This is a genomic window from Arthrobacter sp. D1-29 (assembly GCF_054130585.1).
The window spans coordinates 1,604,359-1,618,497 of sequence record NZ_CP096383.1; the positions used below are offsets into that span (position 1 = coordinate 1,604,359).

Consider the following 14,139-nt stretch of genomic DNA (forward strand, 5'->3'; position numbering starts at 1 on the left):
CCTTCCCTGCCAGGGGCCGGGATCGGAAGCGGCACCAGTTTTTCCCGATTTCACGTCCCCATTTCATGTCCCGATTTCACTTCCCGATTTCACTTCCCTTCGGGAGCTTGCTAGGCTAGTAGCCGCTTCATTCCTCCTTAGCTCAATTGGCAGAGCATTCGACTGTTAATCGAAGGGTTGCTGGTTCAAGTCCAGCAGGAGGAGCGCACAATCCCCGTTCCGGTCCGCCGGAACGGGGATTTTTTCATACCCGGGGCGGGTATTTAGCCCCGACTGATCCTCGATTTCCCTTACCCCCGAAACCTTTGCTAGTGTCGTACCTGCTTCCTTCCTCCTTAGCTCAATTGGCAGAGCATTCGACTGTTAATCGAAGGGTTGCTGGTTCAAGTCCAGCAGGAGGAGCAACACACAAGAAAGATCCCCGTCCTCTGCTGTGAGGGCGGGGATCTTTCGTTGTTTCGGGGATGGCACCTGAGTCAGACGAAGTCCATTTCAACCTGCAGGAAACGCTCGGCCTCGGCTATTGCCGCCAGGAAAGCCTCCTGCTCGGTGGGGGACTTACGCGGCTGGCGCGGATGCCATTCGTGGTGAGCAGAATGGACCCGGACAAAACCGGAATCCGGGGGAGCGTAAAAGATGCCGAACCGCTGCACAGGCCACTCCGGCGAGGTCTCAGGCGCCACCAAGAGCGCGGCATTGAAGGCGGGGTTGTACCACTGGGCGATGGGCCGCCTCCGGTCTTCGGTGAAGAGCCCGGCCGCATAGAGCGCTGCTGACTGTTCGCCGGTCTGGGCGCACAACCGTTCCCACCACAGAGGCAAAATGCCGGAGTCGCACCGTTGCCACGTGGCCGGGAGTGGCGGTTGGTCCTGCCAGCTGGGCACGGTCCCATTTTATCCCGGGAACGGGCCCCGCGGGGAGGTCAGCGGGAGGTCAGGGGGAGGTCAAGGGAGGTCAGGGCCGGTTCCACGGGCCAGGGTTGACGCGGTACAGCAGGGCAGCGCCGGCCAGCATTCCCAGGATGATCCCGATGGCCGGGTTGCCCAGGGCACGGCCGGCAAAATAGCCTGCGACGGCGCCCAGCACCGCTCCGAGGAAGAGTCCCCTTCGGTTCCGGTGCGGTGTGTGTTTCATCGTTCCACCTTACTGGCGGCCTGAGTAGTGGTTGGCCTGGTCAATTGATGGCGGGGTCAGTGGATGGACGGGACGGTGCGGGGCCTGACCACCAGCCACAGCGCGGCGATGGAGAGCAGGATGCAGGCGGCCTGGACCGCGCCCATGGGAGTGGAACTTTCAATCCCCAGCCAGCCCACCACCGGTGAGATCAGCCCGGCCATCAGGAACGTCGCGGCCCCCAGGAGGGAGGCCGCGGTGCCGGCCTTGTCGCCGTGGTTTGCCAGCGCCAGCACCTGCACACAGGGAAAAGTAAAACCCGTCCCGAGGATGTAGAACCACAGCGGCACCATCACGCCCCACAGCCCCAGTCCCATTTGATCGAAAATCACGATCAGCAGGGCCATTATGAACATCCAGGCGGTGGAACAGGCGAGGATCCATTGCGGCGGGATTCGCCTGATCAGCCTGGAACTTGTCTGCACGCCGGCCACGATGCCCAGCGAGTTGATGCCGAAGAGGAGTCCGTACTGCTGGGGAGAGAAGCCGAAGATGTCCTGGAAAAGGAACGGTGAGGCGGAGAGGTAGGTAAACAGGCCGGCAAAGTTCATTCCGCCCAGGAGCAGGAGGCCCACAAAGATCCGGTCCGTGAAAAGGACCCGGTAGCGTTGGCCGGCCGTCAGGCCTGACTGGCCGCGCTTTTCGGGCGGCAGGGTTTCGCGGACCAGGAAGAGGGCAGCGATGACCACCAGCGTGCCGTAGGCGGCCAGGAACACAAAAATCCCCGGCCAGGGCATCACCAGGAGGAGTTGGGAGCCGATGACCGGAGCCAGGATGGGTGCCAGCCCGTTGACAAGTGCCATCCGGGAGAACATCCGCACCATCGCATACCCGGAGAACAGGTCGCGGACCATTGCCATGGCAACAACTCCACCGCCGGCGGCGCCCACCCCCATCAGGACGCGGAAGAGTCCCAAGGAGGCGATGTCTGTGGAGATGGCTGCCCCCAGTGAGGCGGCGATGTGCACGGCTGTGGCCAGGATCAGGGGAAACCGCCGGCCAAACTTGTCGCTAAAGGGGCCCACCACCAGCTGGCCCAGGGCAAAGCCCACCGTAGTACCCGCGAGGGTCAGCTGAACCTCCGCCTCGGATACCCCCAGGCTGGCCTCGAGCGCGGGAAAGGCCGGAAGATACAGATCGATGGTGAAGGGGCCCAAAGCGGTGAGTGCACCGAGCAAAAGGATGTACAGAAGTTTCCGCCGGCGGCTCAGCGAATCGCCCGGGTTGGTGGGAATGGTCACGGAGATCCATCCTAGGCCCGAAACAACCAGCATCTACAGCGTTGGAGGGCACGCCGCGGCAGATGACCGAAGTTCGGCCTTAACCTGAATGATAGTTTTGGGGGCGGGGGCGGTGCAGCTGCACTCTCCCGCAGCACAGGGAAGCTGAATCGACCATGAAACCAGTTAGGCGGAACCGATGAGCGGACGTCACAGCGGGCGGACCAGCCAGGGGCTGCGCCTCACCGCGCTGCCCAAAACGCTAAAACTCCTCGTCCGGCTGGCGCCCCGCCAGCTCAATGATGAGATCGCCCTCGCCAAGGTGGAGATCAAGCGCAAGGGCGTGCAGCTCGGAGTTGCCGCGGCGTTTATGGCCGTTGCCGTTATTTTTGTCGCGTTCCTTGTGGTGGGGCTCATTGTTGCCGCCATCATGGGGCTGGCCACCATCATGCCCGCCTGGCTGGCCGCCCTGCTGGTCTGTGCAGCCTTCCTGCTGATTGCTGCGATCGGGGGCCTGATCGGCCTCCGCAAATTCAAGAAGGCCATGCCACTGATGCCCGAGGAAACCCTTCGCGGAATCCGGCATGACATCGGTGTAGCCAAGGAAGGGTCAGACTTCAATGCCGCCATCCTTGATCCCGCCAGCCCGGAGGCAAAGGCCGCCAAGGCGGCCAAGGATGAAGCCGCAGCCAAGGCCAAAGCAGAGAAGAAAGCCAAGGCAGAGGCCCACGACAAGGAATACCCGCACGCTTCCGAACCTGAATTGCACCGCCGCCTGCATCAGCGGCGCAACCACCTGGCCCAAGCCCGCGACGAGCTCGACACGGAGCTCGACGTCAAGACGCAGGCCAGCTTCCTCTTGGCCGCAGCGCAGGACAAGCTGAGGGAGGGCCAGTCGCTGGTTGACCACGGCAAGGACTTCGCCGGCCAGAAGTTGGCCGCACTTTCCGAAAAGACAGGCGGGGCCGCGCCCCGGTGGAAGCCCCTGGCAGCCTTTGCTGCCGCCGCCACTGTTTTTGCTGTGCTGCTCCGCAAGCTGCTGAAGGATTTGTAAGGACCAGCCGAAACGGGCCCGCGGAACGGACATCTCTGCAGCCTTTCACCCCCGGACAAGAGAGACAGCCGGACGCTACAGACCAGACAAAAAAGGAAACCTACGCCCTGACAGGCACGCGGGAAGGAAGGGGACGGGATGAGGATTATTGGCGCTGGCTCCCGTCCGGGCCGCCCGCACGTTGACCACGACCGCGTGTTGACCGTGCCCAACGTGCTCACCGTCCTGCGCTTTATGGGTGTGCCGATCTTCATTTGGCTGGTCCTGGCCCGGCAGGAGTACGGCTTCGCGGTCCTGGTGCTGGCGATCATGGCCGGCACGGACTGGGTGGATGGCTATGTGGCCCGCCGTTTTGACCAGGCTTCCAAGCTGGGCCGCGTGATGGATCCGATCGCTGACAGGCTGGCACTGATTGCAGTTGCCATCACGCTGGTGATCGCCGGCGTTGTCCACTGGCTTTACCTTGCCGCACTCGTGGTCCCGGATGCTGTTCTTCTGGTCCTGACGCTCTCCTACTTCCACGGCCACCCCGACCTGCCAGTGAGCCTGATCGGAAAGATCCGGACCGGCCTCCTGCTCCTGGGCACACCCCTGCTGGTCCTGTCCCGGCTGGACGTCCCGTTTGCAGATGCTCTTTTCGTTGCAGCCTGGGTCGTGCTGGGCCTGGGCCTGACCGGTCACTGGATTGCCGCGTACAACTATTTCTGGGCCATCCTGCGGAAGGGCAGAATGCAATCACATCACGACGGCGGCACCGCCTGATGGTCTGGGTAGCTGTCCTGCTCGCGGTGCTTGGCGCTTTTTTCCTTGCGTTCGGAGCCCAGAAACAGGGGAGTGCTGTCAAGGCCGATACGGGCGGCCTGGCGCTGAGCTCCAACGGTTTTCTTCGCCTGCTGCGCAATCCGCGGTGGATGCTGGGCCTGCTCCTGCTGTGCACCGGAATGGGCATGAACGCGATTGCCCTGGTGTCCGCACCGCTGACGGTTGTCCAGCCCATCGGCGCCATCGCACTGGTCATCACCACCGTTGTCAACGCCAGGGACCAGGACCTGACCATTAACCGCGCCACGGTGGTAGCCATCGCAGCCTGCGTCACGGGGTCCGCGCTCTTTGTGCTCCTTGCCGTGAATGCGACCCAGGAAAACCATCACGTCGGCCAGGCGGACGAGCTCACCATTGTGCTCCTGCTGGCACTGGCGGTCGGTCTGTTCGGCACGCTTGCGGTGATGTTCAGGCATCGGATGAGTGCCTTCATCTACATTATTGGCGCCGGCGTCCTGTTCGGCTTCGTGGCAGTGCTGACACGGATTATCGGCAAGCACCTCCTGGACCCCAACGGCCTGGCACTGCTTAACGTCCCTTGGTATTCGGTGGTGGCCATCGCCGCGGCCGGCGGGCTTGGTTCCTGGTTTGTGCAGAACGCCTATTCCGGCGGACCGCCGGACCTGGTCATTGCCGGGCTCACTGTCATCGATCCGATTGTGGGCATCGCGATAGGCATCGTTATCCTCGGTGAACTGCGTCCGGACGTCCATGCCGTAACGGCAATTGCGATGGCCGCTGCTGCTTCGCTTGCTATCGTTGGGGTAATCGCCCTCTCCAGGCACCACCCCGAGGTCACCAAGCGCAGGAAAGACGCGCGGAAGGCCGTGGGCAGGGCGTCCCGCTAGCCGATGTCCCCTCAATGTCGATCCACCCAGCCGATTTTCCACTGATTCAACCCGTACCAAGCCGATTTATGCCGGTATTTACCAGACCGATTTTCACTCTGCCGATTTTCACTAAGAGGCCCGGCCACCGTGCCAGCGGCCAACCGGTGCTGCAGCGTTAGCTGACAGTGCCCTGACCATCAGGAGCTCTCCACGTGACAACGCCCGCTGACCAGCCACCCCTGACTATCCTGATTGCCGCGGATACGTATCCGCCGCACATCAACGGAGCCGCCACCTTCGGCTATCGCCTGGCCAAGGGTATGACCGGGCGCGGGCACAACGTGCACGTACTGGCCTGCCGCGCTGACGACGGCAAGAGCTTCACGGAGTTCCGGTCTGAAGGCACCGTGCACCGGCTTCGCTCACACGGGGTGTGGACCCATGAGTACTTCCGCATCTGCTTTCCGTGGGAAATCAAGAAGGAAATCAGCCTCCTGTTTGACCGCATCAAGCCGGACGTTGTGCATATCCAAAGCCACTACATGATCGGCGAGCATGTTCTCTACGAGGCCAAAAAGCGTGGCATCAGGATCGTGGCCACCAACCACTTTATGCCGGAGAACCTGAATCCTTTCCTGCCCTTCCCGCAGTGGTTCAAAGACATCATCGGCCGCATCTCGTGGAAGGACATGGGCAAGGTCATGGAGAAGGCAGACGTCATCACCACGCCCACGCCGCTGGCGGCGAAGGCCATGCACCAGCACGCCTTCCTTCGTAAGGTCCTGCCGCTGTCCAACGGGATCGACTCTTCGGCCTATGAACTGAAGCCGGGGGAGGTCATCGAACGCAATCCCTACCCCACCGTGGTGTTTGTTGGACGTCTCGCCGAGGAAAAGCATGTGGATGTGCTGATCAAGGCTGTCTCCAAGACGCCGCCCGAGCTCAACGTCCACCTCGAAATCGTGGGCGGCGGCGAGGTGCGCCCGGCGCTTGAGGCCTTGGTTGACAGGCTGGGCCTGGGGGAGCGGGTGAAGTTCCTGGGGCTTGCCAGCGACGAGGAGCTTCGCGAGACCTACATCAAGGCGGACCTGTTCTGCATGCCCGGCACGGCCGAGCTGCAGTCACTGGTGACCCTGGAGGCGATGTCGGCGTCAACGCCTGTGCTGCTGGCGGATGCCATGGCGCTTCCACACCTGGTACGGGATGGGGAGAACGGCTTCCTGTTCACGCCCAACGACAGTGACGACCTCTCGGCCAAGGTCACCAAGATCCTCCAGCTGCCGCCCGAGCAGCTTGCCGCCATGGGCCGGGCCAGCCGCAGGATGGTGGAACCTCACAGCATGCAGGGCACCCTGCAGACCTTCGAGGATCTCTACCGGGGTGCCGGCTTCGAGGACAAAGTGGTCTAGAGGGGTTCCTCTGTTTGCTAGAGTGTTTTTGCCCCGCGGGCGCCGAAGTCCCCAGGACCAGGTCCCGCCGGGGCACAAGGGGCTATAGCTCAGCTGGTTAGAGCGCGGGACTCATAATCCTAAGGTCCTCGGTTCAAGTCCGAGTAGCCCTACCGCAGGATCCATTGCCAAAAGTGAACAACACCAAAGAAACCATGACCGATGCACCGTCGGCCCTGGTTTCTTTTGTTTTCAGCCGCAATTGCGGTATGTTACTGACCAGTAACTTATCGACGCTGCTAGGCCCGGGTCCCAGCCCCGGCACTGCTGATCCTTGTGTGAGGAAACCATGTCCAAAGCCGCTTTTGACATCAACAGCCTTCCGTACGCCGACGGTGACTTCTTCGCCTTCGAGCAGCTGCTCACCGCAAAGGAGCAGGACCGGCTCGCCGAGATCCGCGGGTTCCTGGAGCGTGAAGTCCGCCCCATTGCCGTGGACTGCTGGAACCTGGGCGAATTTCCGATGGAGCTCATTCCCAAGCTTGCCGAGATTGATCTCGTCAGTCCGGTCAGGCGGCAGGGGAATTCGAACCTCTTCGCCGGCCTGGTCCATGCCGAGGTCACCCGGGCTGATACGTCCATTGCTACCTTTATGGGTGTCCACGACGGCCTGTTCACGGGGTCCATTGAGGCGCTTGCCTCGCAGGAGCAGCAGGAAGCCTGGCTTCCGGACATCTATTCGTTGAAGAAGATCGGTGCATTCGGGCTCACTGAGCCGCTCGGTGGTTCCGACGTCGCCGGCGGTACCCGGACCACCGCGCAGAAGGACGGGGACACCTGGATCCTGAACGGTGCCAAACGCTGGATCGGCAACGCCACTTTCTCCGACTGGGTGGTCATCTATGCGCGGGACCTGGCCGACAATCAGGTCAAGGGCTTTCTGGTGGACACCTCGCTCGAAGGATTCAGCACAACAAAGATCGAGAACAAGATTTCCCTGCGGACCGTCCAGAACGCGGACATCGTCCTGGACAACGTGGTTGTTCCCGAATTCTTCAAGCTTGCCAACGCCAATAGCTTCCGCGACACCAACAAGGTACTCAAGGTCACCCGCCTGGGGGTTGGCTGGCAGGCCGTAGGGCAGCAGTTGGCCGCGTTCGACGTAGCCCGGCGCTATGCCGTGGAGCGCCATCAGTTTGGCCGTCCGCTGGCGTCCTTCCAGCTGGTCCAGAGCCAGCTGGTCCAGATTCTCGGCAACGCCGTGAGCTCCATGGGCATGATGGTGCGGCTTTCCCAGCTTGAGGACGCAGGCCTGGCGAAGGATGAACAGTCCGCGCTGGCCAAGGCCTTCACCACCGCCAGGATGCGCGAAAGCGTCGCGATCGGGCGGAGCCTGCTGGGTGGCAATGGCATTGTCACCGACTTTGAGATGGCCAAGATCTTTGCGGATGCGGAAGCCATCTACTCCTATGAGGGGACCCATGAGGTCAACACCCTGGTGACAGGCCGAGCCATCACCGGCATCTCCGCGATCGTCTAGCGGACTTACGCGCGCGTTGTTGGCGGCGCGGCCACCCTGGATTGAGTCGCATCCGCCATCGTTGGAGCCGTATCCGCCTTGGTTGGAGCCGCATTAGGGAGCTCCGCTGCGGGGAAGCAGGACGGATGGGCGGAGGTCCATGACGAACTGCAGCGGATTGACATACTCATCCCCCTCCCTGACGCCCCAATGGACGCACGGGCCGGACCTGCAATGCCCCGGGAGTACGGTGCCTATAGGTTGGCCCTTGGCGACTACAGCCCCGGCGGCCAGATCGCTCTGCACGGGTTCAAAACTGCTGCGCAATCCGTTCCCGTGATCGATGGTGATGACCGGGCGGTCAACCACCACACCTACAAAGCTGACCGTTCCGGGCGCCGGGGAGGTGAGCTGGGCGCCGTCGTGGATTGTGGCTAGGTCCACTCCCCGGTGGCCGCTCATCCACGGCTTGTCCGGTGGGTCGAAGGTCCGCAGCACCTCCGGCTTCGGAGCGAGCGGCCAGGCCCAGGAGGGACGTGCCGCGCCCGGACCGGTACCTTGACGCAGCTCTGGGGACTGCGTTCCGGATGTGATTCCGCCCGGTGAAAGGACTTCGCCGGAGGGCGCCACCGATGCAGGCAGCAGAAGCAGGGCGGCGAGGAGTGCTGGTGCTTTCATTGGCCCAGCTTCCCGCGGCTGAAGAGGCACCGCGAGCATTCATCTGCCCCATGTGGAAAACCTCTGCCGCCGGAGCCAAAGCGGTGGTCCCGCTGTCCGGCGGGCGGGAGTGCCTGTAGTACACTTGGTGGAGCAGTTTGCTGTGCCCTCAACGCATTTCGCGTCAGCACGTCTCATTCAGAAGTGCGGGGGAGCAGCGGCTGACTACGCGCATCCAGCCCTCCTCGTCTAAAGCCAATGGCTTTGTCTGAGGAGGATTGTGCCTCTTGCGGTCAGGGCCCGTGTCCTGATGAGAAGCGCAATGGATGCCAGGAGCACGGCCCGCCTTGGGCCAGGCTAAACAACCGTCAACTATTGGCAGGGTAAGAGAGCCTCCGGGTTTTCTCATGAATGACCTGCCGGAAGGAGCGCCGGCATGCCCGTCGTAACTATGCGCCAGCTGCTTGACAGCGGCGTCCACTTTGGACACCAGACCCGCCGTTGGAACCCGAAGATGAAGCGATTCATCTTCACGGAGCGCAACGGCATCTACATCATTGACCTTCAGCAGTCGCTGTCCTACATCGACCGCGCCTACGAGTTCGTGAAGGCCACCGTTGCGCACGGTGGCACCGTACTCTTCGTCGGCACCAAGAAGCAGGCTCAGGAATCCATTGCTGAGCAGGCAACCCGTGTTGGCCAGCCCTACGTGAACCAGCGCTGGCTCGGCGGTATGCTGACCAACTTCCAGACCGTTTCCAAGCGCATCCAGCGCATGAAGGAACTGGAAGAGATCGACTTCGACGACGTCGCCGGCTCCGCGTACACCAAGAAGGAACTGCTGCTCCTTCGCCGTGAACTCACCAAGCTGGAGACCAACCTCGGCGGTATCCGCAACCTGACCAAGGCACCCTCCGTGCTGTGGATCGTGGACACCAAGAAGGAACACCTCGCCGTTGACGAGGCAAAGAAGCTGAACATCCCGGTTGTTGCCATCCTGGACACCAACTGCGATCCCGACGAAGTCGATTTCCCGATCCCGGGCAACGACGACGCCATCCGTTCCGTGAACCTGCTGACCCGCGTTGTTGCTGACGCTGTTGCCGAGGGCCTGATCGCCCGCAACCAGCGTGCAACCGGCACCACTGAAGCTCCGGAAGAGCCGCTGGCCGAGTGGGAGCGCGAGCTCCTCGAAGGCAGCAAGGCTGAAGAGGCCGCTCCGGCTGCTGAAGCTGCTCCCGCTGCCGAGGAAGCTCCGGCTGCCGAGGAAGCTCCGGCCGCTGCCGAAGCTCCCGCTGCCGACGCCGACAAGTAACAAGTAAATCCGGATTCTCAGGCGCTCCAGCAGCGCTTGGAACACCTGACAGGATGGCGGCTCACCGGGTGAGCCGCTGTCCTGTCGGTCCGTACACCACATACATTTTCTAGACAGAGGGGTTCACATGGCGAACTACACTGCCGCTGATATCAAGGCTCTGCGCGAGCGCACGGGCGCCGGCATGATGGATGTCAAGAAGGCTCTTGACGAGGCCAACGGTGACGCCGAGAAGGCCATCGAAATCATCCGCATCAAGGGCCTGAAGGGCGCTACCAAGCGCGAAGGCCGCTCCACCGCCGAAGGCCTGGTGGCCGCCAAGGTCAACAACGGCGTCGGCGTGATGATCGAAGTCAACTGCGAGACCGACTTCGTTGCCAAGGCTGACAAGTTCATCCAGCTGGCCGACCGCGTTCTGGCCGTTGCCGTTGAGTCCGGCGCTGCCGACCTCGACACCCTTCTGGCCACCGAAGTTGACGGCAAGCCGCTGTCCGAGGTCGTCGTCGAAGAGGGCGCAGTACTGGGCGAAAAGGTTGTTGTCCGCCGGATCTCCCGCATTGAGGGCGGCACGGTAGATGCTTACCTGCACAAGACCTCCAAGGACCTCCCGGCCCAGGTTGGCGTCCTGTTCGCTGTTGACGGCGAAGGCGAAGCTGCCACCACCGCAGCCCACGACGTTGCAGTCCACATCGCAGCCATGGCGCCGAACTACCTGACCCGCGAAGACGTTCCGTCCGAGCTGGTTGAGTCCGAGCGTCGCATCGCTGAAGAGACGGCCAAGGCCGAAGGCAAGCCCGAGGCTGCCCTCACCAAGATCGTGGAAGGCCGCGTGACCGGCTTCTACAAGGGCGAGGTCCTGGTTGACCAGGCATTCGCCAAGGATGCCAAGAAGTCTGTGGCCCAGGTCCTCGAAGAGGCCGGCGTCAAGGCAACTGCGTTCTCGCGTTTCCGCGTCGGCTCCTAGTCGAATCTGCAAGGGGGTGGCCACTTCGGTGGCCGCCCCTTTTGCATGCACCGGCTAAACGTCAGATGAGACCTTTGGCCACCCAGCACGATAACCTAGCTCAGAGTTAACCCAACGGGAAGGCACCATGGAAGCCGTCAATAGTTCAATCCAGCCAGAGAAGAGCAGGCGACGCGTCCTGCTTAAGCTGTCCGGTGAGGTCTTCGGCGGCGGAAAGCTGGGCGTTGATCCCGAAACCGTCCGCGACGTCGCCAAGCAGATCGCTGCAGCCATCCCGGAAGTGGAGGTAGCCATCGTCGTTGGCGGCGGCAACTTTTTCCGCGGTGCCGAACTGTCCCAAAGCGGTATGGACCGGTCGCGGGCAGATTACATGGGCATGCTCGGCACAGTGATGAATTGCCTGGCCCTGCAGGATTTCCTGGAGCAGGCCGGCGTCGAAACCCGTGTGCAGAGCGCCATCACCATGGGCCAGGTCGCCGAGGCCTACATTCCCCGCCGCGCCATCAGGCACATGGAAAAGGACCGGGTAGTCATCTTCGGTGCGGGTGCCGGGCTTCCCTACTTCTCCACTGACACCGTGGCTGCCCAGCGCGCCCTGGAAGTCCACGCGGACGTGGTGCTGATGGCCAAGAGCGGCGTGGACGCCGTGTACACCGCCGATCCCAAAAAGGACCCCACCGCCGAGAAGCTGGACACCCTGAGCTACGACGACGCCCTCAGGCGCGACATCAGGGTCATGGACCAGACCGCCATGACCATGTGCAAGGACAACAATCTCTCCATGGTTGTCTTCGGAATGGAAGGCGAAGGGAACGTCACCCGCGCCATTCTCGGCGAAAAGCTGGGAACGCTGGTCACCCCCTAGCTACGGCTAGGATGTTTTTAGGACAGTTCCTCCCCGCCATCCGGCTAAGGATGGAACGGGGATCAAGAAGGAACATTGAACCGAGATTGTGCATGGACCCGGCACCGACGGACTGCACCAACTTCTGAGGAGAGACCGTGATCGAAGATACCTTGCTCGAAGCCGAAGACAAGATGGACAAGGCTGTTGAGGTAGCCAAGGAAGATTTTGCCTCGATCCGCACCGGACGGGCCAACCCGGGACTCTACAACAAGGTGCTGGTGGACTACTACGGTGCACCCACCCCGCTGCAGCAACTGGCATCCTTCGCCATTCCTGACGCCCGCACCATCCTCATCACCCCGTTCGACAAGACTGCCCTCCGGGACATTGAACGTGCCCTGAGCGACTCCGAGGTGGGCGCTAACCCCTCCAACGACGGCAACGTCATCCGGATCACCATTCCGGACCTGACCCAGGAACGCCGCAAGGAGTACGTCAAGATCGTCAAGACCAAGGGCGAGGACGCGAAGATCTCCATCCGCAACATCCGGCGCAAGGCCAAGGAAACGCTTGACCGGCTGGTCAAGGACGGCGAAGCCGGCGAGGACGAGGGCAGCCGGGCCGAGAAGGAACTGGACGCTTTGACCAAGGCACACGTGGACGGCATCGACGAACTGCTCAAGCGCAAGGAAGCGGAGCTGCTCGAAGTCTAATGAGCCAGGCAGAGCAGGCTCCCGCTCAACGGGCGCGCATGAAGGGGAGGCAGCCCCGGAGGAACCCGACGCCCAAGGCTGGACGGAACCTCCCTGCGGCCACCGTGGTGGGGCTGGCAATGCTCTTTGGGGTCCTGGGCGGCCTCGTCTTCCTGCCGCTCGGCTTTGTGGCGGTGACCACCGGCTTCGCTGTTTTTGGGGTCTGGGAAATTTACCGCGCCCTGGAGGCAAACGGCACCAGGATGCCCATCGTGCCGGTGATGACGGGCACGCTGGCCATGCCTTTCGCTGCCTACTTCGGCGGGCTGGAGAGCCTTCTCTTCGCCATGCTGCTGAGTTGCGTGGCAGTGCTTCTTTGGCGGTCGGTGGAATCAGCAGCGGGATCGGCCAACAGCATCTTCGCCGGCGTCTTCACCCTGGGCTGGGTTCCGTTCTTCATCAGTTTCGCGGCCCTGCCCCTTCATGCTTCGGGCGGCGCGGCCACCGTGGGCCTGTGGCCGGGTGGAACTGTGCCGCACGGGGCCTGGCAGGTGGCAGTGATGCTCCTCCTGGTTGTCTCCAATGACACGTTTGGCTACCTCGTCGGCGCGTCGCTCGGAAAGCACCCCATGGCGCCAAAAATCAGTCCCAAAAAGTCCTGGGAAGGCTTCGCCGGATCCATTGCCGGCGCCATGCTGATCGGGATCCTGGCAAGCATCTTCCTGCTCGGCAAACCGTGGTGGGTAGGCGTGGTACTGGCGGTGGGCCTTGTTGCCGCCTCCACAGCGGGAGACCTGGCGGAATCCATGGTCAAACGCGAGCTGGGAATCAAGGATATGAGCAGCATCCTCCCCGGTCATGGCGGGGTGATGGACCGGCTGGATTCCATCGTTTTCGCAGCACCAGTGGCGTTTGTGCTCTACGGGCTGGTCGCAGCAGCCTGACTGAAGCACCAAGCCCGCATGCCCCAACAGAACGCCGGCGGCGCCATAGACTGGTGCCACAGCGATCCGGCTGAAGAACATTGAAGGAACGTACAGTGGCAGTGGATTTTCAACGGCAGATTCCCGCGTCCTTTGAACGCGTGCAGCGCAACGACTACGGCTATAACGCCAAGCAGGTGGACCAGTTCCTCCAGCGCGCCCGCGTCTCGCTGGAATCGCCGAAGGCGGCCGTCCACGTCATTACGAGTTCCGATGTGCGTTCAGTCTCCTTTGACCCCGTCAAGGGCGGGTACTCTGCCGCCGTCGTGGATGCCGCCCTTGACCGGCTGGAAGACGCTTTCGCGCGCCGTGAACGCGACGAACTGATTGCCTCGAGTGGCGAAGAAGCCTGGCTGCGCCAGATCGGACGGCTCTCCGGGATCCTGCGCGGCAGGCTGCACCGGCCCGACGGCGACCGCTTCCGCCGGCCGTCGAAGAACAAGGCCCGCAGTTACAACATCGCGGACGTGGACAAGCTCTGCCACCAGCTGATCGGCTACCTGGAGGAGGACAAGCCGCTCAGCGTGGACAACGTCCGCCGGGCCGTCTTCCGGCCGGCAACAGGCCAGGACGGGTACGAGGAAAACCAGGTGGACGCGTTCCTGGACCGCGTGGTTGAACTGATGGCGGCCATCGACTGACCAACGCCCCGCCGTCATGCCACCTGCAGTGCAA

General features: G+C 62.5%; 15 protein-coding genes and 3 tRNA genes. 14 read left to right on the forward strand and 4 right to left on the reverse strand.

Going from position 1 to position 14,139, the window contains the following annotated elements:
* Positions 1 to 131 precede the first annotated feature (131 nt).
* Positions 132 to 204, forward strand: a tRNA-Asn gene (locus M1E17_RS07400).
* Positions 205 to 329: 125 nt separating this feature from the next.
* Positions 330 to 402: transfer RNA gene (locus M1E17_RS07405), tRNA-Asn, on the forward strand.
* Positions 403 to 476: 74 nt separating this feature from the next.
* Here the strand turns inward: M1E17_RS07405 and M1E17_RS07410 are convergent.
* The 3 genes from M1E17_RS07410 to M1E17_RS07420 form a co-directional block, all read right to left on the reverse strand.
* Positions 477 to 884, reverse strand: coding sequence for a hypothetical protein (locus tag M1E17_RS07410; RefSeq protein WP_267278369.1), 408 nt, complete (start codon positions 882 to 884; stop codon positions 477 to 479).
* Positions 885 to 954: 70 nt separating this feature from the next.
* Entirely contained in the window at positions 955 to 1,134 is a 180-nt protein-coding gene (locus M1E17_RS07415) for a hypothetical protein (RefSeq protein ID WP_457966498.1), read from the reverse strand.
* Positions 1,135 to 1,190: 56 nt separating this feature from the next.
* Positions 1,191 to 2,414 carry a multidrug effflux MFS transporter gene (locus M1E17_RS07420; protein ID WP_457966500.1) on the reverse strand — a complete coding sequence of 408 codons (1,224 nt, stop codon included), beginning with the start codon at positions 2,412 to 2,414 and terminating at the stop codon, positions 1,191 to 1,193.
* A 178-nt stretch (positions 2,415 to 2,592) separates the two neighbouring features.
* Between M1E17_RS07420 and M1E17_RS07425 the strand changes: the two genes are divergently transcribed.
* The 6 genes from M1E17_RS07425 to M1E17_RS07450 all read left to right on the forward strand — a co-directional run bounded on the left by M1E17_RS07425 (position 2,593) and on the right by M1E17_RS07450 (position 8,027).
* Entirely contained in the window at positions 2,593 to 3,447 is an 855-nt protein-coding gene (locus M1E17_RS07425; RefSeq protein ID WP_457966502.1) for a phage holin family protein, read from the forward strand.
* 138 nt (positions 3,448 to 3,585) lie between these two features.
* Positions 3,586 to 4,209: a CDP-alcohol phosphatidyltransferase family protein gene (locus tag M1E17_RS07430; protein ID WP_457966504.1), complete on the forward strand. Its 624-nt coding sequence runs from the start codon at positions 3,586 to 3,588 to the stop codon at positions 4,207 to 4,209.
* Positions 4,209 to 5,117 carry a DMT family transporter gene (locus M1E17_RS07435; RefSeq protein ID WP_457966505.1) on the forward strand — a complete coding sequence of 303 codons (909 nt, stop codon included), beginning with the start codon at positions 4,209 to 4,211 and terminating at the stop codon, positions 5,115 to 5,117. The genes M1E17_RS07430 and M1E17_RS07435 overlap by 1 nt, the downstream gene beginning before the upstream one ends.
* Positions 5,118 to 5,311: 194 nt before the next feature.
* Positions 5,312 to 6,508 carry a glycosyltransferase gene (locus tag M1E17_RS07440; protein WP_457966507.1) on the forward strand — a complete coding sequence of 399 codons (1,197 nt, stop codon included), beginning with the start codon at positions 5,312 to 5,314 and terminating at the stop codon, positions 6,506 to 6,508.
* Positions 6,509 to 6,586: 78 nt separating this feature from the next.
* Positions 6,587 to 6,660: transfer RNA gene (locus M1E17_RS07445), tRNA-Ile, on the forward strand.
* Positions 6,661 to 6,836: 176 nt separating this feature from the next.
* A complete protein-coding gene (locus M1E17_RS07450) occupies positions 6,837 to 8,027 on the forward strand; it encodes an acyl-CoA dehydrogenase family protein (RefSeq protein WP_457966509.1) in 1,191 nt (396 codons plus the stop codon).
* Positions 8,028 to 8,120: 93 nt separating this feature from the next.
* Here M1E17_RS07450 and M1E17_RS07455 read toward each other — a convergent pair whose 3' ends face one another.
* Entirely contained in the window at positions 8,121 to 8,684 is a 564-nt protein-coding gene (locus tag M1E17_RS07455; RefSeq protein ID WP_457966511.1) for a murein hydrolase activator EnvC family protein, read from the reverse strand.
* A 415-nt stretch (positions 8,685 to 9,099) separates the two neighbouring features.
* Here M1E17_RS07455 and rpsB point away from each other — a divergent pair, with 415 nt between their 5' ends.
* The 6 genes from rpsB to M1E17_RS07485 all read left to right on the forward strand — a co-directional run bounded on the left by rpsB (position 9,100) and on the right by M1E17_RS07485 (position 14,105).
* On the forward strand, positions 9,100 to 9,978 hold the full coding sequence (rpsB, locus tag M1E17_RS07460) for a 30S ribosomal protein S2 (RefSeq protein WP_267278398.1): 879 nt from the start codon (positions 9,100 to 9,102) through the stop codon (positions 9,976 to 9,978).
* Positions 9,979 to 10,105: 127 nt separating this feature from the next.
* On the forward strand, positions 10,106 to 10,942 hold the full coding sequence (tsf, locus tag M1E17_RS07465; RefSeq protein WP_457966513.1) for a translation elongation factor Ts: 837 nt from the start codon (positions 10,106 to 10,108) through the stop codon (positions 10,940 to 10,942).
* Between the two features lie 127 nt (positions 10,943 to 11,069).
* Positions 11,070 to 11,807, forward strand: coding sequence for a UMP kinase (gene pyrH / locus M1E17_RS07470; RefSeq protein ID WP_267278400.1), 738 nt, complete (start codon positions 11,070 to 11,072; stop codon positions 11,805 to 11,807).
* Positions 11,808 to 11,944: 137 nt separating this feature from the next.
* The gene (gene frr / locus M1E17_RS07475) at positions 11,945 to 12,502 is read left to right on the forward strand and encodes a ribosome recycling factor (RefSeq protein ID WP_457966515.1); all 558 of its coding nucleotides are present in this window, start codon (positions 11,945 to 11,947) and stop codon (positions 12,500 to 12,502) included.
* Positions 12,502 to 13,425: a phosphatidate cytidylyltransferase gene (locus M1E17_RS07480; RefSeq protein WP_457966516.1), complete on the forward strand. Its 924-nt coding sequence runs from the start codon at positions 12,502 to 12,504 to the stop codon at positions 13,423 to 13,425. The genes frr and M1E17_RS07480 overlap by 1 nt, the downstream gene beginning before the upstream one ends.
* Positions 13,426 to 13,520: 95 nt before the next feature.
* Complete coding sequence (locus M1E17_RS07485) at positions 13,521 to 14,105, forward strand: DivIVA domain-containing protein (RefSeq protein ID WP_457966518.1); 585 nt, start codon at positions 13,521 to 13,523, stop codon at positions 14,103 to 14,105.
* Positions 14,106 to 14,139: the final 34 nt, after the last annotated feature.